We start from the raw sequence: 25,462 nt of genomic DNA, 5'->3' as shown, positions 1-25,462 counted from the left end.
AGGGAATTTTATGAGTGGGTTTGCAGTCGTCACAGGTGGAAGCACCGGCATTGGAAGGCATCTCGTGCTGGCTCTGGCCAGAGCGGGATATGCGGTTGCTTTCAGCTACCGGGGTGATGTTGATACGGCAGACACATTGATGCAGGCGGTTGAAGCGGCTGGTGGTCAGGCACTTGGGCTTGAATGCGATGTGGGTCTTGGCGCGGAGGTTGAAGAGTTCTTTGACGAGGTTTGCAGCTGGTATGGCGATGCGCCGGATGTGCTGATCAACAATGCCGGTATTCAGGTATGGAGCACTTTGCTGGAGCTTTCCGAAGAGGGCTGGGACGATGTTATCCGCACCAATATGAAGGGCTGTTTTCTCAACACCAAGGCCGCAGCCAAGCGGATGATCGATGTGGGCAAGGGCGGATCGATCATTAATATCGGCTCTGGCTGCAACAAACTGGCTTTTCCGAAACTGGTTTCCTATACGGCCTCCAAGGGTGGTATCGAGCAGTTCACCAAGGTTTCCGCGGTTGAACTGGGCCCACACGGCATTCGGGTGAACTGCGTGGCACCCGGCGCTATTCTCAACGAACGCACAGCACAGGAGCAGCCGGATTATGCAGGCACATGGAGCCGCATTACGCCGCTGCGACGGGTGGGCACTGCGGATGATATTTGTGGTCCAGCGCTGTTTTTTGCATCCGATGCCGCGCAGTTTGTAACCGGGCAAACTTTATGGGTTGATGGCGGTGTGTTTTCACAAGCCAATTGGCCCTATGAAGGATGAGGAAACGGTGGTGATCTTTGCTAAAAAGAATTTTTCAAACTGTCAGTCGAGCCTATAAACTATGTTATAGTAGCTCGGCTGGCAGATGAGTTTATTGTAATCAAGAGTATTTTTGAGCTGCGATTTTTATACGATCTGCATATTCATATATTTGATCAAGGGTTTCGATGATTACGCGGTCTTCAGTATCGCCGTCAAAAATCCCGATGTACTTTGTTGCGCGATTGAAATGTAGGCGTACCAGCGGCTTACGATTATTATCGTCCAGAAGAATGGCGCAATATGACTTGGCATCGCGCATTACAATCCGCTTCGCCGGAACCACTTCTCGGCATATGGCCCGGACAATCATAAAACCTTCGATTTCATCTTCGGTTGTTACGATTTCGGCTTCTTCTTCGGGCTGTTCGATCTCTTCAATAACCTGCTGTGTTTCAGCAAGTGCGTTGGATAAGCGGTTCTTCACCGCATCCATAATTACGTCGCGGAAGGCAGACTTGGTTACCGCAGTAAGCATTTCTTTTACGCTGGCCGTGAAGCGCTTTTCATACACATCACTCGAAACGATTCTAACAAAATCCTCTGATGGATCTTCTATGAGCTTGTTGATAGCCTTTTTTATACCCGAAGTGTACTTTAGACGTTCAGCAGTGGCTAAAATACTGTCTTCGTTGAAACTGCCTTTTTCGAATTTTTTTAGTTCCGCTGCGATTACCGGGTTAAAGTCTGCGAGATCGAAAACGAAAAAGGGACGGGTATCAAGCTTATTTAACGCATCCAGATCGGTATAGAAATTGAATGTGCGACCATTGGTCAAAATGGCAAATTTGGCGCTGGTGACGCTGAAATACCGATAAAGCTGATCTAAGTGCTTTTTTTCCAAGTTAACGTTGATTGGCTTGCATTCTATCAGAATGCGTATTTGATTATCCATGTAGATTGCATAATCGACCTTCTCGCCTTTTTTTCCAACCGCATCGGCTGTAAATTCGGGAATGACTTCATTGGGATCAAAGACATCGTAACCTAAAGCTCGAAGAAAAGGTAAGACAACAGCTGTCTTAACTGCCTCCTCTGTCGCCATAGTACTCGAATGCGTTTTTACACGTTCAGCAATAACTTTGATGCTTTCTTCGAAAGTGCTCATACATTATCCCCCATAAGCAACTCTAAATTTAAATCCCGATATATTGGTAAGCTGGCAGAGTCATGTAGTGCCGTCAAGAAATTAGAAAGTTAACGATCTCATCTACCGTCTTGTAACTGAATAATTATCTCATTTGCTTTATTGGGATCGCTTTTGAGCGGGCTAATTAGCTTGTTTGCGGGTGAGTTATGTTCATGCTGATTTGAAAAAGATAACAGGCATTTAAATGGTGATCCCGACTGGATTCGAACCAGTGGCCTCAAGATTAGGAATCTTGCGCTCTATCCTACTGAGCTACGGGACCAGCAATCTGAATGCTCAAAATAACTATTCAACGCGCATCTTAATCCGAAAACCGCTTCGCCCGTTTCGGGATGCGCTCTAAGCTAAGCATTTTTCGACACATACTGTTTTTCGTGCCATTCGCCAACCCCGCAAAAAGCGGGGGAGGCGCATTTTCTCTTAATAAAAAGAGCATTTTCAGCGATTCACTCAAAACATCAAATGCTCTCGACGTCAGGCGGCAAGCGCGGTTTCAATCACCGACACAAAATAGCTCACGCCATAAGGAATGGCTGCGTCGTTGAAGTCATAGGCAGGGTGATGCAGGCCGGGCGTGTCACCATTGCCAAGGAAGATATAAGCGCCGGGGCGTGCTTCCAGCATGTAGGAAAAATCCTCTGCGGCCATCATCGGCGCGACATCGGTTTTCACTTTGCCTTCGCCTGCCACATTTTTTGCCACGCGCGCCGCAAAATCGGTCTGCTCGGCGTGGTTATGGGTGACAGGATAGTTGTTTTTGTAGCGAACCTTAATGTCTGCACCGGTCACAGCTGCAATGCCCGCTGCCGCTTCACGAATGCGGCGCTCTGCATAGGCGCGGGTTTCCTTGCTCAAGGTTCGCACGGTGCCCGAAAGCTTGGCCGTTTCTGGAATGACGTTATAGGCCTCGCCCGCATGAAACTTCGTGACCGAGATCACGAGAGAATCGAGCGGATCGATATTGCGCGCCACAATGCCCTGAATGGCAAGGTGCAGTTGCGACCCGGCAAGGATCGGATCAATCGTGCGGTGCGGCTGGGCTGCATGGCCGCCGCGTCCGGTGATGAACAGGTCGAACTCGTCTGTTGCGGCCATGATTGGGCCTTTGCACATCGAAAACTGGCCAACAGGAAGGCCCGGAAGATTGTGCACGCCATAGACTTCCGAAATGCCGAAGCGATCCATCACGCCATCTTGAACCATGGCCAGCGCGCCAGCGCCACCCTCTTCAGCCGGTTGGAACAGCACAACAGCAGAGCCGCGGAAATTGCGGGTTTCAGCCAGGTATTGTGCAGCGCCCAACAGCATGGATGTGTGACCATCATGGCCACAGGAATGCGCTTTGCCCGGATTTTTGGATGCCCATTCAACGCCGCTGGTCTCGGTGATCGGCAGCGCATCCATGTCGGCGCGCAGGCCAATGGCCGGACCATCGCCATGGCGGCCCTTGATGACCGCAACGACGCCGCTGCGTCCAATGCCGGTTTCAACCAGATCGCAGCCGAAAGATTTCAGCTTTTCTTCCACAAAACGCGCCGTTTCGTGAACATCATAAAGCAGTTCCGGGTTCTGATGCAGATGGCGGCGCCAAGCGGCGATCTGGCTTTCAGTTTCGACGACACGATTAAGCACTGGCATTTCGGAAATATCCTGAGATTCTCAATAAGCAGATGTCGGGAGAATATGACGTTTCGGTGAAAGCGGGCAATCCCTAAAGCACCTGGCGCTTCAGGGATTATTTCTCACGCATGCGTTATCGGCAAACCGGTTCCCACTTTTCCGCGCATGCGCTATTTGCCTTTTGGTTGCCACATGGCATAGATAAGAGCAGTGCAAATCTTGCTTTTTGACTGATATATTCGCAGGCTTTTAAGGCCCTTGCTGATTGGAACTACAAATGATCGCGAAGTCGTTGAAAATCCTGGGTGCAGCAGCGGTTTTATCCGCCCTGACTTTGTCGGCTGCTCTGGCCAATCCATCGATTGCTGTCGATGTGGCGACCGGCAAGGTTTATTCTGCGCAGGATCCTTTCCAGCGCTGGTATCCGGCTTCGCTGACCAAGATGATGACGGCTTATGTCACGTTTCGCGCGCTTCAGTCGGGTCAGCTGACGCTTGAATCGCCTGTTAAAATGACCGTCAATGCTTCGAAAGAGCCGCCGAGCAAGATGGGGTATCGTCCGGGGTCGGTATTGACGCTCGATAATGCGCTCAAGATCATGCTGGTAAAGTCGGCGAATGATGTGGCCGTGGCCGTTGCGGAGGCCGTGGGCGGAAGCGAAGCCGGTTTCGTCAAGCGCATGAATGCGGAAGCGCAGCGCATCGGCATGACCGGGTCGCATTTTGCCAATCCGAATGGCTTGCATGATCCGAACAATTATTCGACCGCACACGATCTTGCTGTGCTTGGCGTGCAACTGCGCCGTGAGTTTCCGCAATATGCGCATTATTTCAATACAGAAGCGATTGATGCGGGTGACGGCAAGAAGCCACAGGCCAATTACAACATTCTGCTCGGCCGCTTCGATGGTGCTGATGGGATGAAAACCGGTTTTGTCTGTGCATCGGGCTTTAATCTTGCCAGTTCCGCAACACGTCAGGGACGCACTATTTTGGCCGTTGTGCTTGGGGCCGACCGTCAGGAAACCCGTGCTGTGCAGGCTGCACAGCTTATGACGGATGCGTTTCGCAGCAATGGTGCCGGTGTGCCGACCTTAGGATCGATGGTGCCGCCAGCCAGCAGTGCCGTCAATCAGGCGGTGGATATGCGCAAGACGATCTGCAGCCAGCAGGCCATGGCTGATCGCTGGGATGGCCGTGATGTCGAGGGGCATTTGCAGCTCAATTCGCCTTATATCCATGCGATGACCCGTGAGCCTGTTCCGGTTCAGGTTGGGCTTGTTTCCGCGCCGCCTGCAAAGATTACCCGCGTAGGCCAGCTTGATATTTCGCAGGTTCCTGTACCGATGCCACGCCCACAGCGTGCCGCCGCTTCAATCAATTAAGATCGTATCATGTCGCATCCAATCCCTGTTTCCGTACTGACCGGCTTTCTTGGCTCGGGCAAGACAACGTTGCTCAATCGTCTGCTCAAAGACCCGGCGCTGACCGATACGGCCGTCATTATCAACGAGTTTGGTGAAGTGAGCATTGATCATCTGCTGGTTGAAGAAGCCAGTGAAGGGGTGATCGAGCTTGCCGATGGTTGCCTGTGCTGCACGGTGCGTGGCGAGTTGGTGGATACGCTGGCCGATCTGATTGATCGTCTTCAGACAGGTCGTATCAAGGCATTGAAGCGCGTGATCATCGAAACAACGGGCCTTGCCGATCCGGCTCCGGTGCTGCATTCGATCATGGGGCATCCTGTTTTGATGCAGGCTTTCCGCCTTGACGGTGTGCTTGCAACCGTTGATGCCGTCAATGGAATGGCGACGCTTGATCATCATGAGGAAGCGGTCAAGCAGGCTGCCATGGCCGATCGCATTATCATTACCAAGGCGGATATGCCCGAAGCAAAGGCCGGGCTTGCAGCACTCAGGGCAAGATTGAAGCTGCTTAATCCGGGTGCGGACATTCTGGAAGCCTCTGATGCGCGCACCGGTTATGCTGCACTCTTTGAATGCGGCCTTTATAATCCTGAAACCAAGACGGCAGATGTGCAGCACTGGCTCAATGCAGAAGCCTATGAAGATGATGATCATCACGATCATGACCATTCGCACCATCATCATGGCCATGACCATGTGTGCGGCCCTGATTGCGATCATGACCACCATCATCATCACCACCACGATGATGCGATCCGTTCTTTTTCGCTGCGGCACAAGGCCCCAATTCCGTTTTCGACATTCGAGATGTTTCTTGATCTGCTGCGCTCAACCCATGGCGAAAAGCTGTTGCGCGTAAAAGGCATTGTGCAGATTGCCGAAGACCCGGATCGTCCGCTGGTCATCCATGGTGTGCAGAAGATTTTCCACCCGCCTGCTCGTCTGCCAAAATGGCCGAAGGATGAGCATGAGACGCTTTTGGTGATGATCGTCAAGGATTTGCCAGAGAGTTACGTGCGTGAACTGTTCGATGCATTTCTTGGCAAAGCGGGGATTGATCGCCCGGATCGGGCAGCAATGATGGACAATCCACTGGTTATTCCGGGCTTTTCAACGCGCTGATTATTTTCTCTGAATGAGAAAACGGTAAAATTTTTCGTCACGCTCTTGTTTGATCAGAGCGTGGCCTTCCTGCGTGCAGAAATGCGGAAGATCAATGCCCGACAAAGGGTCGGTTGTTTCCACCCAGAGAAGCGAACCAGAGGCCATGTTTTGCAGGCGATTGCGGGTTTTTAAAACAGGAAGAGGGCATTTAAGCCCCCTTAAGTCATAGACAGCTATCTCTTCACGCATTGCGCTTTAGTTTCCGCCGAGCTTCCACCAGGCTTTTTTCTTTTCAGGCGCTTTAGCCGCAACGGTGTCTGCAACAGTGCTTGCCGTGGTCATTGGCGAAACATTGGCCGGGTTTTGCTGTGGCACTGGCACATTGGCCGCCTGAACCGGGTTGGTGGCGACTGCTGGCGTTGCCGCAATAGCCGTGGTTGGCGCAGCCGAGATCGGCGTTGCCGCCGGCGCAATATCCGGTGCGTTCGGGGTTTCTGCCGAGCTTGGTGAAAGCGAAGGCGGTTCCCGCGTTACTTTTTCGCCACGTGCACGTGCCGCACTCCATGCCGAAACAAGCTTCGCTTCCGTGATGCCCTGAATGGATGGTGCCGGCTTTTTCTGCGCTGCACTGAAAGCGGACTGGAACGTCTTTTCATAAGACGAGGTATAAGCCATCGATTCAGCTGTTGCTGAAGGCGGGCAGGCGTCGGTTGCCGAAAGCGGCTGGCCGTTTGGTGTCGGTACGTTGAAGACATACCGTTTTTCGCAAACGTCAACCTTCGGCGGCACCTTCGTCGCTTCGAAAGAATCGTAGCCCTGCTTGAGCATTTTCCAGAAGCCGTAATTCGGATCGTTCTTGTAACGCGCCATATTGGCGGCAGTCATCCGGAACGGAAAGGCCTGTATCTGGAAATCCCGCTGCCCGCCCTTGAAGGCGTCGCGGCCGAAAGCGTAAATTTCGCTGATGCTGTCATCGGTCATTGAATAGCAGCCCGATGACGAGCACGCGCCATGCACCATCAGATTTTGACCGGTGCGGTTATGGGCGTGGTCATAGGCATTGGGGAAGCCAATATTGAAGGCGAGATGATATTGCGAATTCGGGTTCATCTGAGCCGGGCGCACGGTGTAGAAGCCTTCTGGCGCCTGACGATCGCCTTCGATGAACTTTGGACCGAGCTTGCCGGACCATTTGCAAATCTCGTAAGATGCAATCTGGTCGTACTTACCGTTGTTTTTCTGCTTCCAGACTTCAAGCACGCCTTCTTCCTTGAAAATGCGCACCATAACCGGCGATGTCCGGGTCATGCCCTTTGCCTGCATCTTGGCAATGATCTTTTGCGGAAGCGGCTTTTCAGCCCGCAGGCTGAGATCGGAAACGGACGAACCCTGACAGCCCGCCAGCAAAGCGGATGCCATGAGAGTTCCCAAAAGTGCGGTTCTGATCTTCATATCGCATCAAGCCTGTTCGAAATCTGACTTTTCAGTCTTCGCAAATTAACAACAAAACCTTTCGGTATCGTTGATAAATCCTTGCTCAAATACCTAAAAAACAGCGTGTCCGCAATATGGCGGAAATAGCGGCATGATGCAAATCCGGCGCAGTTTGGGCTGCGCCGGAGCAAGTTTTTGAATTTTATGGTAAATTAAATATTACGGCCGATATCGAGGAATTTCTGACGGCGCTCCTGTTTGAGCGTTTCGCCGTCAACATCCTTCATCGAACGCAATGAGGCGGTGATGATGTCCCCAGCCGCCGCAATAACAGCATCTTTACCGCGATGCGCGCCGCCGAGCGGTTCAGGAATGATGCCGTCGATAATCTTAAGATCAAACAAATCCTGCGCGGTAATGCGCATATTCGAGGCTGCATCCTTGGCGCGGGTGGAATCATGCCAAAGAATGGAAGCTGCCCCTTCAGGCGAAATCACCGAATAGATTGAATGTTCGAGCATATAGACGCGGTTTGCGACAGCAATCGCAATGGCGCCGCCCGAACCGCCTTCACCGATGATGATCGAGATGACTGGAACGCGCAGCTTGAGGCACTCAGCCGTGGAGCGTGCAATGGCTTCCGCCTGACCGCGTTCTTCAGCACTTACGCCGGGATAGGCGCCGGCGGTGTCAACAAACGTGATGAGGGGAAGCTGGAAACGGTCAGCCATTTCCATAATGCGAACGGCTTTGCGATAGCCTTCCGGACGCGCCGAGCCGAAATTATGCTTGAGGCGGGTCTTGGTGTCGGAGCCTTTTTCCTGACCGAGAATGGCAACGGGCAGGCCATTGAAGCGGGCAAAGCCGCCCTGAATGGCTTCGTCATTGGCAAACTGACGGTCGCCGGCCAGTGGCGTGAATTCCGTGAACAGCTGGCTGATATATTCGAGGCAATGCGGACGATCAGGGTGGCGGGCGATCTGCGCCTTCTGCCATGGCGTCAGCTTGCGATAAATATCCTTGAGTGCATCGGCCGAGCGTTTCTCAAGACGGCTGATCTCGTCGCTCATCTCGACGCTGCCCTGTTCCTGTGCGAGCTTTTTCAGCTCAAGGATCTGGCCTTCGAGGTCGGCAACGGGTTTTTCAAAGTCGAGATAGTTATACATCGGGCCTGACTATTGTGCGTTTCCAGAGATATCGGGCATAAAACATGCCAGAAAACGGCTGTTTTACGGCGTCTTACATATTAACTTCGCGCGCATCTTGCAAATTTTTCTGAAATCCTCTTACCCGCAGAGCGTTTAATCGGCAAGCGGATGATGTTCAGTTACCAGCTTATGCAGTCTTTCTTCCAGAACATGGGTGTAAATCTGGGTGGTCGAAATGTCTGCATGTCCAAGCAATTGCTGTACGGTTCTCAGGTCTGCGCCGTTTTGCAAAAGGTGGCTGGCAAAGGCGTGGCGCAGCACATGCGGAGAGACGGAGGCGCTTGAAAGCCCTGCTCTTGCAGCAAGATTTTTCAGTTCCCGGCCAAAAACCTGACGCGCCAGATGGCCGCTTTCGGAGAAAGCTGGGAAGAGCCATGGGTTGTCATCATAGCCGGGCAGGGAATCGCGCAGTGCCAGAAACGCCTGCAAAGCCTCACGCGCCTTTTGCGACAAGGGTACCATGCGATCTTTCGCCCCTTTGCCGCGCACGATCAGAAAACGGTGATCGGTGCGCGCAACGCTCACCGGAAGACCGACAAGTTCGGAGACACGCAATCCTGTTGCATAAAGCGTTTCAAGCAGTGCATGCAGGCGCAAGGCTTTGATGCGTTCCGATGGCTCTGTTGCTTCTTTCGCCTCACGTTCGGCGCGATCAAGAAGACGCCCGACATTCTCGACGCTCATGATTTTTGGCAGCGGCCTTTGCTTTTTTGGGGCATCGATAATGCTGGTTGGATCATCCTGCCGAAAGCCTTCGGCATAAAGAAAACGAAAAAATTGCCTGAGCGCTGAAAGACGCCGCGCTTGAGAGGTGGCGGCAAAGCCTTCGCTCGACATGCCATCAAGAACATTACGGATATCGTCAGTTCTGGCTTCTGCCAGATTGACGCCACGCGTCTTCATCGCATCAGCCGCAGCTTCCAGATCACGGCGGTAGGATTCAAGCGTGTTGCTTGCAGCGCCGCGTTCCGCACTCATCATTTCAAGAAAATTTTCAATCGCCAGTGAAGCACGCATCTTATTCCTGTCCCGCTTCGCTTGTTGCCTGCTGGTTATCCGGTGTTACAGGCGCAGGTGGTGCCACCACGGTCTGTTTGAGTTTCGACGATGGAATCTCCACCGTTATTTCGTGGGTTGTGGGTTTTACAAAATTGGCAAGGGAAAACATTGCGCCATAGACAATGGCAGCAAGGACAGCGAGCAACAGAAGAATGCGCGTCAGCGTGGGCATGGTGCGTTTATGCTGTGCTATTGAGACGAAAGCAAGGAGGGGTGTTACGAAAGCAGCGACGGGCTGTTTCTATGCATAAAAAGCCCTGTCCGGTTCATTTTAGACGACGAAAGCAATTGACGCCGCACGGTTTTTCATGTGGAACCGATATAAATGGACGAGGTCAATGAGCAGTACAGCAAATCAGACAAATCTTAACGACAAGGCAGATGCCGTTCGCCGGCTTCTTGGCACAAAAGTGGTTGTTCTTGTTGGGCTGATGGGTGCAGGCAAGTCGACAGTCGGTCGTAAAGTGGCAACGATGCTCGGTCTGCCTTTCCGCGATGTGGATACGGAAATAGAAACCGTTTCGCGCATGAGCATCCCTGAACTGTTTGAAACCTATGGTGAAGCAGAGTTTCGCGATCTGGAGCGCCGGGTGATCCTGCGGCTTCTCGATGATGGCCCGATGATTCTGGCGACCGGCGGCGGCGCTTATATGAATGCCGAAACCCGTGAGGCGATTGCGCATGCCGGTGTTTCCATCTGGCTGAATGCTGAGCTTGACGTGCTGATGGACCGTGTTTCGCGCCGTCAGAACCGCCCGCTTTTGAAAAATGACGATCCGCGCGGCGTGATGCAGCGGCTGATGGAGGTCCGTTATCCTGTTTATGCTTTCGCTGATCTGCATGTGATGACGCGGGACGATAAGAAGGAAGTGATTGCGGGAGAGTTGATCGATACGCTGATCGCGCATCTGAGCAAGGGCCAGGCCTGATGATAGGGCGTGGCGGGCCTGATCATACATGCCACGCTTGCTCTAATTTGTTGTTTTACGCATGTTGTTATCGGAAAACCGGTTCCCACTTTTCCACGACATGCATTGGGAGACGATTTGCATGAGTGACTCTTTAAACGCCGACAGTGTGACAGTTCCGGTCTCGCTGGGGGAGCGATCTTACGACATTCTGATCGGAAAAGGTCTGATTGCACGCGCGGGTGAAGAAGTTGCAAAGCGCCTGCCGGGCATTCGTGTGGCTATCGTCACCGATGAGAATGTAGCCAAGGCACATCTGGAAGCTTTGACGGAAAGTTTTGCACGTGTGGGCATCGAATCCACGCCTGTTATCGTGGCGCCCGGCGAAAAATCGAAATCCTTTTCGGCCCTGGAAACCGTGACCAATGCTGTGCTCGCCGCAAGGCTTGAGCGTGGTGACGCGATCGTGGCTTTTGGTGGCGGTGTTGTGGGCGATCTGTCCGGCTTTGTAGCCGGTATCGTGCGGCGCGGTATGAATTTTGTTCAGATGCCGACCTCGTTGCTTGCACAGGTGGATTCGTCTGTTGGCGGCAAGACCGGCATCAACACGCAATATGGCAAAAACCTTGTTGGCGTTTTCTATCAGCCGCAGCTGGTGCTGGCCGACACGCAGGTGCTTGATACACTGAGCCCACGTGAATTTCGTGCAGGCTATGCGGAAGTGGCCAAATATGGCCTGATTGACCGCCCGGATTTCTTTGCCTGGCTGGAAAAGAACTGGCAGGACGTCTTTGCAGGGGGGACTGCGCGCACGCAAGCCATTGCTGAGTCCTGCCGCTCAAAGGCTGCGGTCGTGGCACGTGACGAGCGTGAGAATGGTGATCGTGCGCTGCTTAATCTCGGTCATACATTTGGTCACGCGCTTGAAACGGCAACGGGTTACGATTCAAGCCGTCTGGTGCATGGCGAGGGTGTTGCCATCGGTATGGCGCTTGCGCATCGTTTTTCGGTCAAGATGAACCTTTGCGGCGTTGAGGATGCAGAACGTGTCGAAGCGCATTTGAAGGCCGTTGGCCTGCCGACCACGCTCAATGACGTGCCGGGCGGTCTGCCGGATGCTGAAAAGCTGATGGATTTCATTGCGCAGGACAAGAAAGTGGCGCGCGGTGCACTCACCTTCATTTTGACGCGCGGTGTCGGTCAATCTTTCATTGCCAAGGACGTACCGCCTGCCGCGGTGTTGGAATTCCTGAAAGAGCGTCTTTCCGCCTGATGGCTGTGCCCTCAAATAAACTGGAACTGCTTGCGGCAATTGAAACAAATTATGCCCGGCTCAAGCTTGATCTTGCGCGTGTAAAACCCGAGCAGGCCATGCAAAAGACCATGGAAGGCCATGCAAAGGGCACGCTGATGAGCGTGCATGATCTTGTTGCCTATCTGGCCGGATGGAACGAGCTGGTGCTTAAATGGTGTGAGCGCCGTAATCAGCGGCTTGCGGTCGATTTTCCAGAAACGGGCTTTAAATGGAATGAACTTGGCGCTCTTGCCGCAAAATTTTACCGTGACTATGAGACGCTGGCTTTTAAAGACCTGCTTTTGCGCTTTGAAGCTGCGAAAAATGCGCTGGTCGCGCTCATCGAGGCGCATACAGACGCCGAACTATATGGCGTTCAATGGTATGAGAACTATACGCTGGGTCGGATGATCCAGTTCAATACATCCTCAACCTATGCCAATGCGCGGGGTCGTTTGCGCAAATGGCTTAAGGTTCAGGCATAATGACGATCAGCGGCGTGTGGCTTCACCGGGAGCGGATGGCTCCAATGCCAGCGCATGAACGCCGGTATCCAGCTCCTGCTTCAGAAGCTCATTGATCGCGCGGTGGCGTGCAACACGGCTTAAGCCTGCAAAAGCTTCGGACACGATGCGCACGCGAAAATGTGTTTCGCCGGTGCCGTCATAGACCTCATGATTGCCACGATCTTCGTGATGATGGCCGGCATGGAGATGGCTTTCATTGATGATTTCAAGTCTTTCGGGCGCAAAAGCTGCGCGCAGTTTTGCTTCCATCGAAGATTGTTTGCTATTGTGAATGGACATTTGGGCCAGTTCTCCCCATATAGACGCTGTGCCTCATATAGACGTCGCCCCGGCGACAATCGGTGGGGCAAATCCGCACAGGAATTGCAATCTGTATTCGATTTTGCCCTGAAGTCATGGCCAAAACCATTCGGGACGAAATGTCAATTCTTGTTTAGCCACTCTTAATTCGCATAATCTGATTCGATGACAACGCACTCAAAACTTTTCGACAGCATCCGCATCCGTCCCAAGAAGGAAGCGGAAAAGAAGTCCAGTGGTCCCTGCTGCCAATGGGATGGTTGCGATAAGCCTGGTACGCATCGTGCGCCGGTTGGGCGTATGCGCGAGGGTGAGTATCTGCATTTCTGCGTGGATCACGTCCGCGAATATAATAAGAATTTCAATTATTTCTCCGGTCTTTCCGATGGGGAAATATCGAAGTTCCAGAAGGATGCGATTATCGGCAATCGTCCGACCTGGTCAACCGCATCCAATTCGACAGGGTCTGCGCGCACGTCGCCTGATATGGCGACGCGTCGTTCCGGGTCTGCGGCCTATCAGAATCGTATGCGCGATCCATTTGGTTTCGTGCGGGGTGCGAAAGCGGCCTCGGCGGGCAATGCACCGCGCAAACCGCGTACTTTGGAAATAAAAGCGCTTTCGACACTTGGTCTTGAAGCAAATTCGACTAGCGATATGATTAAGGCACGCTATAAAGAACTTGTGAAGCAACACCATCCCGATGCAAATGGTGGTGACCGCGGGTCGGAAGAAAGATTTCGTGAGGTCATTCAGGCTTATCAATTGCTCAAGACGGCAGGTTTTTGCTAAAGCCTGTCTGGGCTTTATAAGCCGAGTATCAGGGCGTGACCATGCCCTGACGGACATTCATCTACTGCGCTTTTGCGCGGATGCGATTACGGATGCCCGCAACGAAACAGAAGGGCGTCATCCGGTTCACCGCAAGGCTCCCTGATCGAATTTGAATGTCGCGGTGGGATAGTCCTGCTGCTTTGGAGGCATGATGAACAAGGTTGAGCGGGATATAGCCAATTTGCCGGATACAACGGTTTCGGTACGCGACGTGTTTGGAATTGATTCCGACATGCGTGTGCCAGCCTATGCGGCGGGCGATTCCTATGTGCCGGAAACGGACCCGGATTATATTTTCGACCGTCAGACGACGCTCGCAATTCTGGCAGGATTTGCCTATAATCGCCGCGTGATGGTTTCCGGTTATCACGGAACGGGTAAATCGACCCATATTGAACAGGTTGCAGCCCGTCTCAACTGGCCGTGTGTCCGCATCAATCTCGACAGCCACGTCAGCCGTATCGATCTCGTCGGCAAGGATGCCATCGTCGTCAAGGACGGTGTTCAGGTTACCGAATTCAAGGACGGCATTCTGCCCTGGGCCTATCAGCACAATGTCGCGCTGGTTTTCGATGAATATGATGCCGGTCGCCCGGACGTTATGTTCGTGATCCAGCGTGTTCTGGAAACGTCGGGCCGTCTGACGCTTCTTGATCAGAGCCGGGTCATCCGCCCGCATCCGGCGTTCCGCCTGTTTGCCACCGCCAACACGGTTGGCCTTGGCGATACGACCGGCCTTTATCACGGCACGCAGCAGATCAATCAGGCGCAGATGGACCGCTGGTCGATCGTCACCACGCTGAATTATCTGCCGCATGATAACGAAGTGAACATCGTTCTTGCCAAGTCAAAGCATTATCAGAATGCGGAAGGCCGTGAGATCGTCAACAAGATGGTGCGCGTGGCCGATATGACCCGTCAGGCTTTCATCAATGGCGATCTTTCGACCGTGATGAGTCCGCGTACTGTCATTACCTGGTCTGAAAATGCTGCCATTTTCAATGATGTCGGTTTTGCATTCCGCCTGACCTTCCTCAACAAGTGTGATGAGCTTGAACGCCAGACTGTGGCTGAGTTCTATCAGCGTGCTTTCGGTGAGGAACTTCCAGAATCTGCTGCCAATATCGTATTGGCATAAGGTTGGATAATGCCTGCCGCCCAGACCGGGCGGCGGTGTTGTGTTGTGAAGTCAGGATAGGCAGATGTCGGGCCAGAAGTCAGCAATAGGCGATAATTCGCGTGAGCGTAAAAACGGACCGGTGGATTCCGAACCGTTCAAGCGAGCGATGACGGCGACCATGCGCGCTATTTCCGGCGAGAACGAGCTGGAAGTGGCTTTCAGCAATGACCGTCCGGCGCTGACTGGCAATCGTGCCCGTCTGCCTGAACTGCCAAAGCGCCCGACGGCGCATGATCTTGCCGTTACGCGGGGTTTGGGTGATTCCATGGCGCTGCGTCAGGCGCGCCACAATGCGCGCATACACGCAAGCCTTGCGCCGGAAGGCAAACAGGCGCGTGCGATTTATGATGCGGTTGAGCAGGCGCGTGTGGAAGCCATTGGTGCGCGCGCGATGGCCGGGGTTGCCGAAAATCTTTCGGTGATGCTGGCGGATAAATATGCCCGCGCCAATTTCTCTTCTGTCACCAACAAGGATGATGCGCCGCTAGAGGAAGCGATTTCGCTTCTGCTGCGTGAAAAGCTGACCGGGCGCAAAGCACCAGCCGAAGCGGGGCCTGTGCTTGATCTGTGGCGCGAATGGATCGAACAGAAGGCCGGCAGCACGCTTACCCGCCTTGGTGAAAATATTGAAGATCAGCAGGCCTTTGCGCGCACTGTGCGCGATATGCTCGCTTCGATGGATATGGCTGAGGAGCTTTCGCAGGAAGAGCAAAGCGACGAGCAGGACGATAACAACGAACAGACGCCGGATCCGGAGGAAAACGAGGAAGGCGGAGACGAAAGCCAGGAAGGTTCTGATTCCGCTGAAAGTGATGAATCGGATAATTCCAGCGAAGAGGGCGAGCAGGGCGAGATGGAAGCCACGGACGCTTCCTCTGACGATATGGATGACAGCGAAGATGTCGACGCGGAAACGCCCGGTGACACGCGCCGTCAGAACCAGCCCTTCGCCAATTTTGCCGAGCATGTCGATTACAAGGTTTTCACGCGTGAATTCGATGAGGAAGTCGAAGCCACCGATCTTTGCGATGAGGCGGAACTGAGCCGTTTGCGCGGCTTTCTCGACAAACAGCTTTCTAATTTGCAGGGTGTGGTCGGCAGGCTTGCCAATCGTTTGCAGCGCCGCTTGATGGCGCAGCAGAACCGCTCATGGGATTTTGATCTGGAAGAGGGCTATCTCGACAGTGCGCGTCTTGTGCGTATCGTGATCGACCCCACGCAGCCGCTGTCCTACAAGATGGAGCGCGATACAGATTTCCGCGATACGGTCGTGACGCTGGTGATTGATAATTCCGGCTCCATGCGCGGCCGCCCGATTACGGTTGCAGCGACCTGTGCGGATATTCTGGCGCGCACGCTTGAGCGTTGCGGTGTGAAGGTCGAAATCCTCGGCTTCACCACCAAGGCATGGAAGGGCGGACAATCGCGCGAAGCCTGGCTTGGTCGTGGCAAGCCGTCCAATCCGGGCCGCCTTAATGATCTGCGCCATATCATCTATAAGCGCGCAGATGCGCCGTGGCGTCGTGCGCGCAACAATCTCGGATTGATGATGCGCGAAGGCTTGCTGAAAGAAAACATCGACGGCGAAGCACTGATCTGGGCACATCAGCGCCTGTTGGCACGTCCTGAACAGCGCAAGATTCTGATGATGATTTCGGACGGCGCACCAGTGGATGACTCAACGCTTTCGGTTAATCCGGGCAATTATCTGGAGCGTCATTTGCGTGCGGTTATCGAAGAGATCGAAACGCGTTCGCCAGTTGAACTGATTGCCATCGGTATCGGCCATGATGTGACGCGTTATTATCAGCGTGCTGTGACGATTGTGGACGCGGAAGAGCTTGCCGGTGCTATGACCGAGCAGCTTGCCTCTTTGTTCGAAGAACAAGGGGCAGGTGGCGCAGGGCAGGGGCGCCGCCGCGCTGGAAAACGATAAAATACAGATCGATAAAAGGGGCCGGACCGGCCCCTTTTTTATGCCATTATGCCTGCTGGCGGGTTGCTGCGAGAACGATTTCGCGAATGCAGACACCCTGCGGCTGATCGTAAGCATAGATGATGGCGCGCGCGACATCGTCTGCTGCAAGCACGGGCGTGCCCATGCTCTTCTTCCAGTCCTGATAACCGGCTTTGATGCCTGCATCACTGGTGTGGCTGAGAAGCTCGGTCTCAACGGCACCGGGTGCGATTGTCACGACGCGCACGTCATGCGGAGAGAGTTCTTCACGCAAGTTTTCAGAAAGCCCGTGTACGGCGAATTTCGTGGCCGTATAGGCCACATGATTGGCGAAGGTCTTGCGACCTGCCACCGAGCTGATATTGATGATGGTGCCGTGCTTGCGCTTGACCATTCCGCTTGAGACTGCATGAATGCCGTTGAGCAGGCCCTTGACGTTTACATCAAGCATGCGGTCCCATTCATCGGGATTCTGCCTGGTTGCATCGCCCAGCAGCATCACACCGGCATTGTTGACAATGACATCGGCGGGGCCAAATTTTGCTTCGGCCTCCTGAACTGCCGCCACAAGTGCCTTTCGATCGGTCACGTCAACGGACTTGCAGAGTGTGTTGGGCAGGTTGAGCTTTTCCATCGCATCAAGACGGCGCGCCAGCAGGAGCAAGGGGTGGCCGCGATCCGCAAACATTTTTGCGCTGGCAAGGCCGATGCCGGAACTTGCGCCGGTGATGATGGCGAGTGGACGTTTTTCTTTGTTAATAGACATTTAAATTACCCTTATCTAAATATAAATATATCCACCAAAATCACGAAGCCCGCGATGGAAATAAATCCATGCAGATTATGATTATTGAGAACACTATAGGAGCCGAATTCAGAAAAGATAGTCGGCAGATCATTCGTGCCGACTTATCGAAGTGCTGTATATAGATATGAAATCACTGCAATGAAATTGATTTTCATTCAGATAAACGGAACGTGAAGGCAGCAAGCCGACCGGTATGTTTCCGATCAGCGCTTGGTCGTGTTCAGCCTGTCAGGGGCATAAAGCGCTGGCGCGAAAATCGCCAGAATGGCACCATAGGGCACCAACATCAGCGTTCCCATCACAACCTTCACGAAGAAGTCGCCGAAGGCCAGTGAAGCCCAGAGCGGGACGCCAAGTCCAAGGAGTGAGGCAGGCTCCGCAAGCGACGAGTCGGGCATGCCCGTTATTGCGTCAATCCATGCAAACTGCGCGGCAAAGGCGATGGAGAAGAACAGCACCGTATCGACAACGGAGCCGAACATGGCGGCGGCAAAAGGTGCTTTCCACCATGTTTTCTGGCGCAGGCGGTTGAAGACAGTGATGTCCATTAATTGTGCGATCAGAAATGCCGAACCGGAAGCAATGGCAATGCGTGGCGTGGCAAGCCAGATCGACATGACGACACCAAGCACAAACCCCGCATAGACGACCTTGCGCGCTGCTGCGGGTCCAAAACGGCGATTTGTGAGGTCATTGACGAGAAAGGCCACCGGATAGGTGAAAGCGCCATAGGTCAGCAGCTCGCCAAGGCCGAAATGCTCAAACGGATATTGGACAAGGATGTTGGAGGCAGCAACCGCTGCGCACATGCAAAAAATGGCCGGAATCAACCGGGCAAAGGAAGAACCTGTCATAGGCATTTTTTTATCCTGGGTGATGGAACCAGCAAAAAAGGCTGACGTTTGTCAGCCTTTTTTGTCAAAACTTAAAAAGCTGATTGCTTATGCAGCAACTTCAGCCTGCTTCTTCACGATCTGACGCTTCAGCAGGCGCGCGCGCTGCGAGAGTTCCTTGTCGTCAGACTTGACGAGGAAAGCGTCGAGGCCGCCGCGATGCTCAACCGAACGCAGAGCAGAAGCGGAAACGCGAAGACGGTAGCTCTGGCCGAGTGCTTCGGACATCAGCGTAACGTTGCAGAGATTTGGCAGGAAGCGACGACGCGTTCTGTTGTTTGCGTGGCTTACATTGTTGCCGTACTGGACCGAAGTGCCGGTCAATTCACAAGCGCGGGACATTTTGGTCTCACCTTCAAATTTTTGTTTCTCAGGCCCCGACCCGAATGTCCGAATTCAAAGCAATCATAGCAGTTTGCTGCTGCTGGCGCGCGATCTCGGACAGGCGGCCTATTGGGAAAGTCGCGTTTCTATAGTGACAGGAGAGAAAACAGTCAAGACAGATTCCGCTTTGAAGCTTGAAAGGCGCGCATTTACGGTCGTTTGCAGTATCCTTTGCGCCTCCTGATCATAACTTTGCCAGCTTTTCTTGTTCGACAGTGGGTATGAATCGAAAATCCAAAGCAGATTTGGAGTGATCTACAGGCGAAAGCTCAAAGATAAAAATCGCATCTGGCAGAAAAGCAGAATCGGTTCGCAGATGTGTTTCGGATTTGCCATATAGCATTCATGTGGGTGAATGCTATCAGGGCTGATAAATCGAAAGGAAAATCTGCATGATCGAGCAGGTGCATTTCGAACAAACGGTGAAGAAGCAGGCTTGGGAGCGGGGAATCGCTTTTTTTACTGTGCTGTCGATTGCGAGCCTATCTGCGATGAGCAGCGCCCGGGCTGAGGATCTCTATCGCACCGAATATGAAATCTCGATGTTTGGTCTTTCTATTGCGCGTTCAGCGATAGAAACCATCGTCAAGGGTGCCAATTATGGTGTGAATGGACGATTCAAAACGTCGGGCATTGCACGGATTTTCGATGATACCGACGGTACGGTCTATGTCGGTGGCAGTTCCTCTCAGGGCAAGGTCATGCCATCGGCTTTTGATCTCGCCTATAAGCATGGGCGGAAAAATAAGAGCACCATGATCCGTTTTGCCGATGGCAAAGTGATCGCTTCTGAAAATGTGCCGCCGGTCAAAAAGCGCGATCCCTGGGTGGAGAGCGGACCGAATGATCTGGTGAATGTCAGTGATCCATTGAGCGCGCTCATGATTCCAACCAACGATCCCAAAGCTGTGTGCAATCGTACGCTTCAGGTTTTTGACGGGCAGACGCGCGCCGATTTAAAATTGAGTTTCAATGGCACGGAATCCTTCACCACAAAGGGCTTTACCGGCGAATCGGTGATCTGCTCGGCAAAGTTCGTGCCGATTTCCGGCTATCAGAAGGGTAAGAAGGCTATCGATTATCTTGCCAATCGCAGCAAGATAACGATTTCTTTTGCTTCCTTGGGCCATTCCGGTATTTATGCGCCCGTTGTGGCACGCATCGGCACACAGCTGGGGACGCTGAAGATCGAAGCTACGCGATTTGAAAAGATAAGGTAACGGGACGCAAAAGACGGCGTAAGACGCGCATGTGATCCCGCAAATGGGGGATCCATTATGAAGCTGGCAACGCTGATCGGTTTTTCGGCTATCGCGATGTGGGCGCTGTTGGCGCTTTTTACTGCGGGTTCCGGTCAGGTTCCGCCTTTCCAACTCTCAGCCATGACGTTTTCGATTGGCGCATCCATCGGTCTCATTTCATGGCTGTGGCGGCCGGGGGCCATCAAACATCTGCGTCAGCCGCCAATCGTCTGGCTTGTCGGCGTGATTGGTCTGTTTGGTTACCACTTTTTTTATTTTACAGCACTCCGAAATGCGCCAGCGGTCGATGCCAGCCTGATTGCCTATCTCTGGCCCCTGCTGATTGTGGTCGGATCTGCTCTGATGCCGGGCGAACGGCTGCGCTGGTATCATATCGTTGGCGCACTTCTTGGGCTTGGCGGGACGGCGCTCATTGTAAGCAAAGGGGACGGTATCGGCTTTGAAGCCCGCTATAGTTTTGGTTATGCAATGGCTGCGCTTTGCGCTTTGACATGGTCCAGCTACTCGCTGCTTTCCCGCCGTTTTTCGAGTGTGCCAACCGATGCTGTGACTGGGTTCTGTGTGGCGACGGCTGTTTTATCGCTGATTTGTCATCTGGCACTTGAGCAGACAGTGTGGCCGGAAACCGCAACGCAGTGGCTCAGTGTTATGGCGCTTGGACTTTTGCCAGTAGGGGCGGCCTTCTATGCCTGGGATTTTGGAGTGAAGCGCGGCAATATTCAGGTGCTGGGCGCGGCAAGTTACGCTGCGCCGCTTCTTTCGACGCTTGTGCTTATTTCAGCCGGTATGGCGCAACCATCCATGCGCATCCTCGCCGCCTGCCTGTTGATCACGGCAGGTGCAGCACTTGCTGCAAAAGACATGATTCTATCGCGGCGCAAAGAAGCGGCTTCCACACAATCAGGTTAGAGCATATCCAGAAAATCCCACTTCTGGCAAAATAGTGTCAGTGGCTGGGGTGAAGGCATCCCTCGTGATTGCCGAGAATTTCGATAACCCGGCACTGGTCGATGCGGCCATGTGCCGTGCAATCCAGCATCCGTAACAGTTCTGTTTTCAAAGACATCAGTTTTGCGATGCGATTTTCGACATCGATCAGGCGTGTGCGCGCAATCGAATCAGCGGCAGCGCACGACTGGTCGGGATTGTCCTGAAGGTCGAGAAGCGTGCGGATTGCATCGACCTCAAAGCCCAGATCGCGCGCATGGCGGATAAATAACAGCCGCTGAATGTCAGCATTGTCATAAAGGCGACGATTGCCTTGCGTGCGCGGGGGCACCGGAAGAAGCCCGATTTGCTCGTAATAACGGATTGTCGGCACTTTCACACCGCTGGCTTTGGATGCTTCGCCGATCGGAACGTTGGTGATCATTTTTGCTCTTGCTCCTCTAGTCACTAGAGGATGTAGACCTTGTTTCAGACAATTCAAGAGTGGTCTCGACAGGGGCAGATTATGAATGAGATTTTAAAACAGAACCGGTTTCGCGTGGAAGGTATGGATTGTGCTTCCTGCGCGACGAAAATCGATACGGCTGTGCGTCGTGTTTCGGGTGTGGAAGATGTTTCCGTGTCGGTGACGACAGGCATGATGACGGTGCGTCATGATGGCAGCAGCGATTTGGAAAGCGTTGCCAAAAAAGTGCGCAGCCTTGGCTATGGCATCGAACAATTGGTTGACAAAAAAGCGCCTCACAAACACGAGCATCACGATCACGATCACGATCACGATCACGATCACGATCACGATCACGATCACGATCATGCAGGCTGCGGCGGCCATGATCATAAGCATGACCACAATCACCATGATCACGTTCATGACGATGCTGAAGCAAAGCAGATTGTTGCGGGTGCTGACAGTCTGCGTTTTCGTGTGGAGGGGATGGATTGTGCCTCTTGCGCGGCCAAGATCGATACGGCTGTGCGTCGCGTCGGTGGTGTGCAGGATGTGTCTGTTTCGGTGACCAATGGCACCATGATCGTCAATCATGATGGCTCGGCCAGTGTTGATGCGATTGCCGCAAAGGTGACGGCACTTGGCTATAAGGCCAGTGCGCAATCAACCGCCACGCGCAAGCTCCAGCCTGCCGCGCCAGAAAAGCAAAAGCGCTGGTGGCAAACCGCAAAGGGCAAGATGATGCTCGCCTGCGGTGGTGGTCTGGTGGTGGCTTATGTTGTCGGCTATTTTTATCCGCCGGTTGCACTGTGGGCGTTCACGGCTGCCATGCTGATCGGTCTTATACCGATTGCAAAACGCGCTTATTCGGCAGCCATCAATGGCACACCGTTTTCCATCGAAATGCTAATGACGATTGCTGCCATTGGTGCGGTGATCATTGGTGCGACAGAAGAAGCCGCCGCTGTCGTTTTCCTGTTTCTGGTCGGCGAATTGCTCGAAGGGGTTGCTGCTGGCAAAGCGCGTGACAGCATCCAGTCGCTGACCGCGCTGGTGCCCAAGACCGCGTTTGTTGAAAGCAATGGCGTAACCAGTGAAGTGCCTGCGGCGGCGCTCAATGTGGGCGATGTGATTGTGGTGCGCCCTGGTGATCGTATGCCAGCTGATGGCGAGATCATTTCGGGTGAAAGTGCCATTGATGAAGCACCGGTGACGGGCGAAAGCACGCCGGTTGGCAAGGGCGTGGGCGAAAACGTCTTTGCAGGCACGATCAATGGCGATGGCTTGCTGCGGGTGAAGGTGACGGCTGCAGCTGAGGACAACACCATCGCACGCGTTGTGCGGCTGGTTGAGGAAGCACAGGAAGCCAAAGCGCCGACCGAGCGTTTCATCAATCGCTTTTCGACCTATTACACGCCGGGCGTGGTTGTTGTGGCTGCACTGGTTGCCATTCTGCCGCCGCTTGTTGTGGGCGCTGAATGGGGTGAGTGGATTTACAAGGGGCTGGCCATTCTACTGATCGGCTGCCCCTGTGCGCTGGTTATTTCGACGCCAGCAGCCATTGCGGCTTCGCTTTCGGCGGGTGCGCGGCGCGGGTTGCTTTTGAAAGGTGGTGCTGTCCTTGAAACCATCGGAAAGATCACGACCGCCTGTTTTGATAAAACCGGAACGCTCACCGAAGGTAAGCCGAAGGTAACGGATGTTCTGCCGGGAGCACTTTCGGAAGAAGAAGTCTTGCGTCTCTCTGCTTCACTGGATGCAGGTTCCAGCCATCCGCTGGCGCTTGCAATTGTCAGCGCATCAGATGCGCGCGGTCTGAAGCTCTCCTCCGTTGCGACGGGCAAGGCACATGGCGGCAAGGGTGTGTCAGGTGTGGCTGACGGGATTGAGCTGTTCCTTGGTTCGCGCAAGGCTGCCAATGAAATCTCTCCCATTCCAGACGATCTTGCAGCGCGGATTGCTGCCTGCAATGATGAAGGCAAAACGGTTTCTGTTTTGGTTGCAGACGGCAAAATTGCAGGCGCTATCGCCATGCGTGATGAGCCGCGTGCGGATGCCATTGCAGGGCTGAAGGTGCTGAAAAATGCAGGCATTCGCACCGTCATGCTGACGGGTGATAATCGCCGTACCGCAGAAGCCATTGGTAAGGATCTCGGTATCGAAGTTCACGCCGAGCTCCTGCCGGAAGACAAGCAACGGATTGTTGGCGCGTTTCGCAATGACGGTCAGATTGTTGCCAAGGTTGGCGACGGCATCAATGATGCGCCAGCACTGGCTGCTGCCGATGTTGGCATTGCCATGGGCGGCGGCACCGATGTGGCGCTTGAAACAGCTGATGCAGCGGTGCTGCATGGCCGGGTGGGTGATGTGGCTGCGATGGTTGATCTGTCGAAGCGGACCATGCGCAATATCCATCAGAACATCACAATCGCGCTTGGGCTGAAAGCGGTGTTCCTCGTGACCACGGTGCTTGGGATTACCGGCCTCTGGCCTGCTATTCTGGCCGATACGGGTGCAACAGTTCTCGTGACAATCAACGCTCTGCGGTTGTTAAGACAACCTTCGTAAAACCAAAACCGGCGAAGAAAACTTCGCCGGTTTTTTATATTTACTCGCCGATCAGTTCGCGAATGCGTTCGCCATATTGTTTGGCAAAGGCGAGGTGTTCGGGATTAATCTGCTTCACTTCATCGACGAGCTGTTCTTCTTCTTCGGCATCCGCCGCCGCAAGTCCGTTCATCATGGCGAAATAGGCAAGAAGATAATCGCGTGGTTCGATATTTTCAGCCTTCATAACCGCAACAACCTGTGGCCGCGATTCAATGCTTTTTACCATGGAATCCATGGTCGGACGTGCATCCTGACCTTCTTCTGCCGTGGGCGAAAGCTGCATTTCCTCAAGCTTGTTATGGATTTTTTCCATGCGCGTGAGCAGGTCTTCGCTCAGCTTGAAATTGTTGATTTCTTCTGGTGTCTTCGGCGGCGTGGCAATCGCAATAATATCTTCGGCATAAGTGACGTTCACTGATTGCGGAAGGACGATAAGCGAAAGGCCAAAGACTGCGGCTGCGTTGAACTTCTTGATGCGGGAAAAGGTCGTCATGATCGTATCCTAGAAATGGTCTTTGCGCTTACGGATTTCTGCGAAAATGGCTTCATCACTTGCTTCGCGCATATCAAGGCGTGCGCGAATGCCACTATCGTGCCAGCGCAGAAACGGATTGGTGGCCATTTCAAGCGCAATGCTTGTGGGCAGGGTCATTTTATCAGCCGCACGCAACCGCGCAATCTCTGCCGCCCGTTCTTTCAAGGCCGAATTGTCAGGATCAATCGTCAGGGCGAAACGCGCATTGCTCTGCGTGTATTCATGACCGCAATAAACGACCGTGTCACCCGGAAGCCTCACAAGTTTTTGCAGAGACTGGAACATGGTTGCCGGTGTTCCTTCGAACAGACGACCGCAGCCCAATGCAAAAAGCGTGTCGCCCGTGAACACGACTTTCGCTTCCGGCAGATAGAAGGAAATCTCGCCAGCCGTATGGCCGGGGGTGGAGATCACTTTCACCTTGAAAAGTCCGAAGGTGAATTCGTCGCCGTCTTTCATCTTGCGGTCGAGCGTCGGGATTTTGCTGGCTTCTGCTTCCGGGCCGATGATGCTGACGCCGAATTTGGCTTTCAACGCCGCATTGCCTTCAACATGATCAAGGTGATGATGCGTCGTGAAGATGAAGTCGAGTGTCCAGCCACGGCGTTTCAGTGCCGCTTCAATGGCTGCCGCATCCGGCGCATCGATTGCAGCTGTCAGGTCGCTTTCGGGATCATGAATGAGAACACCATAATTATCGCTGCGGCAGATGAATTGTTCAATGTCCAGGCGTAACATGGCGTCCTCCCATATATCTTA

Annotated in this window: 26 protein-coding genes and 1 tRNA gene; 12 read left to right on the top strand and 15 right to left on the bottom strand. The window is 53.5% G+C overall.

The genetic code is table 11. The annotated features are described in order from the left end of the window. The first annotated feature begins 10 nt into the window (after positions 1–10). Positions 11–775, top strand: coding sequence for an SDR family NAD(P)-dependent oxidoreductase (locus ABE527_RS13140; RefSeq protein ID WP_265982410.1), 765 nt, complete (start codon positions 11–13; stop codon positions 773–775). A gap of 100 nt (positions 776–875) precedes the next feature. On the opposite strand, the gene ABE527_RS13135 is transcribed toward ABE527_RS13140, so the two are convergent. The 3 genes from ABE527_RS13135 to ABE527_RS13125 form a co-directional block, all read right to left on the bottom strand. Next, a complete protein-coding gene (locus ABE527_RS13135; protein WP_265982409.1) occupies positions 876–1,922 on the bottom strand; it encodes a type I restriction endonuclease in 1,047 nt (348 codons plus the stop codon). A gap of 227 nt (positions 1,923–2,149) precedes the next feature. Then, positions 2,150–2,226 (bottom strand) — tRNA-Arg (locus tag ABE527_RS13130). 212 nt (positions 2,227–2,438) lie between these two features. After that, positions 2,439–3,602 (bottom strand): M20 aminoacylase family protein, encoded by a 1,164-nt coding sequence (locus ABE527_RS13125; protein ID WP_499697167.1) that lies wholly within the window; start codon positions 3,600–3,602, stop codon positions 2,439–2,441. A gap of 259 nt (positions 3,603–3,861) precedes the next feature. Here ABE527_RS13125 and ABE527_RS13120 point away from each other — a divergent pair, with 259 nt between their 5' ends. Together ABE527_RS13120 and ABE527_RS13115 are read left to right on the top strand one after the other, a co-directional pair. Beyond that, positions 3,862–4,968, top strand: a complete 1,107-nt coding sequence (locus tag ABE527_RS13120) for a D-alanyl-D-alanine carboxypeptidase family protein (RefSeq protein ID WP_265982407.1) — start codon at positions 3,862–3,864, stop codon at positions 4,966–4,968. Positions 4,969–4,977: 9 nt separating this feature from the next. After that, the gene (locus ABE527_RS13115) at positions 4,978–6,132 is read left to right on the top strand and encodes a CobW family GTP-binding protein (protein ID WP_499694778.1); all 1,155 of its coding nucleotides are present in this window, start codon (positions 4,978–4,980) and stop codon (positions 6,130–6,132) included. On the opposite strand, the gene ABE527_RS13110 is transcribed toward ABE527_RS13115, so the two are convergent. From ABE527_RS13110 to ABE527_RS13090, 5 genes are all read right to left on the bottom strand, one after another. Continuing rightward, positions 6,133–6,363 (bottom strand): sulfurtransferase TusA family protein, encoded by a 231-nt coding sequence (locus tag ABE527_RS13110; RefSeq protein WP_499694777.1) that lies wholly within the window; start codon positions 6,361–6,363, stop codon positions 6,133–6,135. It abuts the gene before it with no gap. A gap of 6 nt (positions 6,364–6,369) precedes the next feature. After that, complete coding sequence (locus ABE527_RS13105) at positions 6,370–7,566, bottom strand: hypothetical protein (protein ID WP_499697166.1); 1,197 nt, start codon at positions 7,564–7,566, stop codon at positions 6,370–6,372. 194 nt (positions 7,567–7,760) lie between these two features. Beyond that, on the bottom strand, positions 7,761–8,714 hold the full coding sequence (locus ABE527_RS13100; RefSeq protein WP_265982403.1) for an acetyl-CoA carboxylase carboxyltransferase subunit alpha: 954 nt from the start codon (positions 8,712–8,714) through the stop codon (positions 7,761–7,763). A 135-nt stretch (positions 8,715–8,849) separates the two neighbouring features. Next, positions 8,850–9,773 carry a site-specific tyrosine recombinase XerD gene (xerD, locus tag ABE527_RS13095; RefSeq protein ID WP_499697165.1) on the bottom strand — a complete coding sequence of 308 codons (924 nt, stop codon included), beginning with the start codon at positions 9,771–9,773 and terminating at the stop codon, positions 8,850–8,852. A 1-nt stretch (position 9,774) separates the two neighbouring features. Further along, a complete protein-coding gene (locus tag ABE527_RS13090; RefSeq protein WP_499697164.1) occupies positions 9,775–9,987 on the bottom strand; it encodes a hypothetical protein in 213 nt (70 codons plus the stop codon). Positions 9,988–10,153: 166 nt separating this feature from the next. On the opposite strand from ABE527_RS13090, the gene ABE527_RS13085 reads away from it, so the two are divergent. The 3 genes from ABE527_RS13085 (at position 10,154) to ABE527_RS13075 (ending at position 12,502) form a co-directional block, all read left to right on the top strand. Next, positions 10,154–10,744 (top strand): shikimate kinase, encoded by a 591-nt coding sequence (locus ABE527_RS13085; RefSeq protein ID WP_265982400.1) that lies wholly within the window; start codon positions 10,154–10,156, stop codon positions 10,742–10,744. Positions 10,745–10,865: 121 nt separating this feature from the next. After that, complete coding sequence (aroB, locus tag ABE527_RS13080) at positions 10,866–11,996, top strand: 3-dehydroquinate synthase (RefSeq protein WP_499697163.1); 1,131 nt, start codon at positions 10,866–10,868, stop codon at positions 11,994–11,996. Further along, positions 11,996–12,502 (top strand): ClbS/DfsB family four-helix bundle protein, encoded by a 507-nt coding sequence (locus ABE527_RS13075; RefSeq protein WP_499697162.1) that lies wholly within the window; start codon positions 11,996–11,998, stop codon positions 12,500–12,502. The genes aroB and ABE527_RS13075 overlap by 1 nt, the downstream gene beginning before the upstream one ends. 6 nt (positions 12,503–12,508) lie before the next feature. Here ABE527_RS13075 and ABE527_RS13070 read toward each other — a convergent pair whose 3' ends face one another. After that, a complete protein-coding gene (locus ABE527_RS13070) occupies positions 12,509–12,823 on the bottom strand; it encodes a BolA family protein (protein WP_265982397.1) in 315 nt (104 codons plus the stop codon). A gap of 186 nt (positions 12,824–13,009) precedes the next feature. On the opposite strand from ABE527_RS13070, the gene ABE527_RS13065 reads away from it, so the two are divergent. The 3 genes from ABE527_RS13065 to cobT all read left to right on the top strand — a co-directional run bounded on the left by ABE527_RS13065 (position 13,010) and on the right by cobT (position 16,794). Then, the gene (locus ABE527_RS13065) at positions 13,010–13,636 is read left to right on the top strand and encodes a J domain-containing protein (protein WP_265982396.1); all 627 of its coding nucleotides are present in this window, start codon (positions 13,010–13,012) and stop codon (positions 13,634–13,636) included. 193 nt (positions 13,637–13,829) lie between these two features. Then, on the top strand, positions 13,830–14,816 hold the full coding sequence (cobS, locus tag ABE527_RS13060) for a cobaltochelatase subunit CobS (protein ID WP_265983802.1): 987 nt from the start codon (positions 13,830–13,832) through the stop codon (positions 14,814–14,816). A 64-nt stretch (positions 14,817–14,880) separates the two neighbouring features. Continuing rightward, positions 14,881–16,794, top strand: coding sequence for a cobaltochelatase subunit CobT (gene cobT / locus ABE527_RS13055; RefSeq protein WP_499697161.1), 1,914 nt, complete (start codon positions 14,881–14,883; stop codon positions 16,792–16,794). 46 nt (positions 16,795–16,840) lie between these two features. Here cobT and ABE527_RS13050 read toward each other — a convergent pair whose 3' ends face one another. From ABE527_RS13050 to rpmB, 3 genes are all read right to left on the bottom strand, one after another. Beyond that, entirely contained in the window at positions 16,841–17,581 is a 741-nt protein-coding gene (locus tag ABE527_RS13050; protein ID WP_499694771.1) for an SDR family oxidoreductase, read from the bottom strand. A gap of 245 nt (positions 17,582–17,826) precedes the next feature. Then, positions 17,827–18,483, bottom strand: a complete 657-nt coding sequence (locus ABE527_RS13045) for a queuosine precursor transporter (protein ID WP_265982393.1) — start codon at positions 18,481–18,483, stop codon at positions 17,827–17,829. Positions 18,484–18,564: 81 nt separating this feature from the next. Further along, positions 18,565–18,858: a 50S ribosomal protein L28 gene (rpmB, locus tag ABE527_RS13040; protein ID WP_265982392.1), complete on the bottom strand. Its 294-nt coding sequence runs from the start codon at positions 18,856–18,858 to the stop codon at positions 18,565–18,567. A 434-nt stretch (positions 18,859–19,292) separates the two neighbouring features. Between rpmB and ABE527_RS13035 the strand changes: the two genes are divergently transcribed. After that, positions 19,293–20,120 carry a DUF3108 domain-containing protein gene (locus ABE527_RS13035; protein ID WP_265982391.1) on the top strand — a complete coding sequence of 276 codons (828 nt, stop codon included), beginning with the start codon at positions 19,293–19,295 and terminating at the stop codon, positions 20,118–20,120. Positions 20,121–20,177: 57 nt separating this feature from the next. After that, positions 20,178–21,071, top strand: a complete 894-nt coding sequence (yddG, locus tag ABE527_RS13030) for an aromatic amino acid exporter YddG (RefSeq protein ID WP_265982390.1) — start codon at positions 20,178–20,180, stop codon at positions 21,069–21,071. Between the two features lie 37 nt (positions 21,072–21,108). On the opposite strand, the gene ABE527_RS13025 is transcribed toward yddG, so the two are convergent. Next, on the bottom strand, positions 21,109–21,531 hold the full coding sequence (locus tag ABE527_RS13025) for a MerR family transcriptional regulator (RefSeq protein ID WP_265983800.1): 423 nt from the start codon (positions 21,529–21,531) through the stop codon (positions 21,109–21,111). Positions 21,532–21,615: 84 nt separating this feature from the next. Here ABE527_RS13025 and ABE527_RS13020 point away from each other — a divergent pair, with 84 nt between their 5' ends. Next, entirely contained in the window at positions 21,616–24,126 is a 2,511-nt protein-coding gene (locus ABE527_RS13020) for a heavy metal translocating P-type ATPase (protein ID WP_499697160.1), read from the top strand. Positions 24,127–24,166: 40 nt separating this feature from the next. On the opposite strand, the gene ABE527_RS13015 is transcribed toward ABE527_RS13020, so the two are convergent. Together ABE527_RS13015 and gloB are read right to left on the bottom strand one after the other, a co-directional pair. Beyond that, a complete protein-coding gene (locus tag ABE527_RS13015; RefSeq protein WP_396996054.1) occupies positions 24,167–24,661 on the bottom strand; it encodes a hypothetical protein in 495 nt (164 codons plus the stop codon). A gap of 9 nt (positions 24,662–24,670) precedes the next feature. Then, on the bottom strand, positions 24,671–25,441 hold the full coding sequence (gene gloB / locus ABE527_RS13010) for a hydroxyacylglutathione hydrolase (RefSeq protein WP_265982387.1): 771 nt from the start codon (positions 25,439–25,441) through the stop codon (positions 24,671–24,673). Positions 25,442–25,462: the final 21 nt, after the last annotated feature.

The sequence above is a fragment of the Brucella sp. TWI432 genome, from assembly GCF_039674445.1.
Taxonomy (GTDB): Bacteria; Pseudomonadota; Alphaproteobacteria; order Rhizobiales; family Rhizobiaceae; genus Brucella; species Brucella chromiisoli.
The sequence above is the reverse complement of the archived record's forward strand: the minus strand, read 5'-3'. Positions and strand labels throughout refer to the sequence as shown.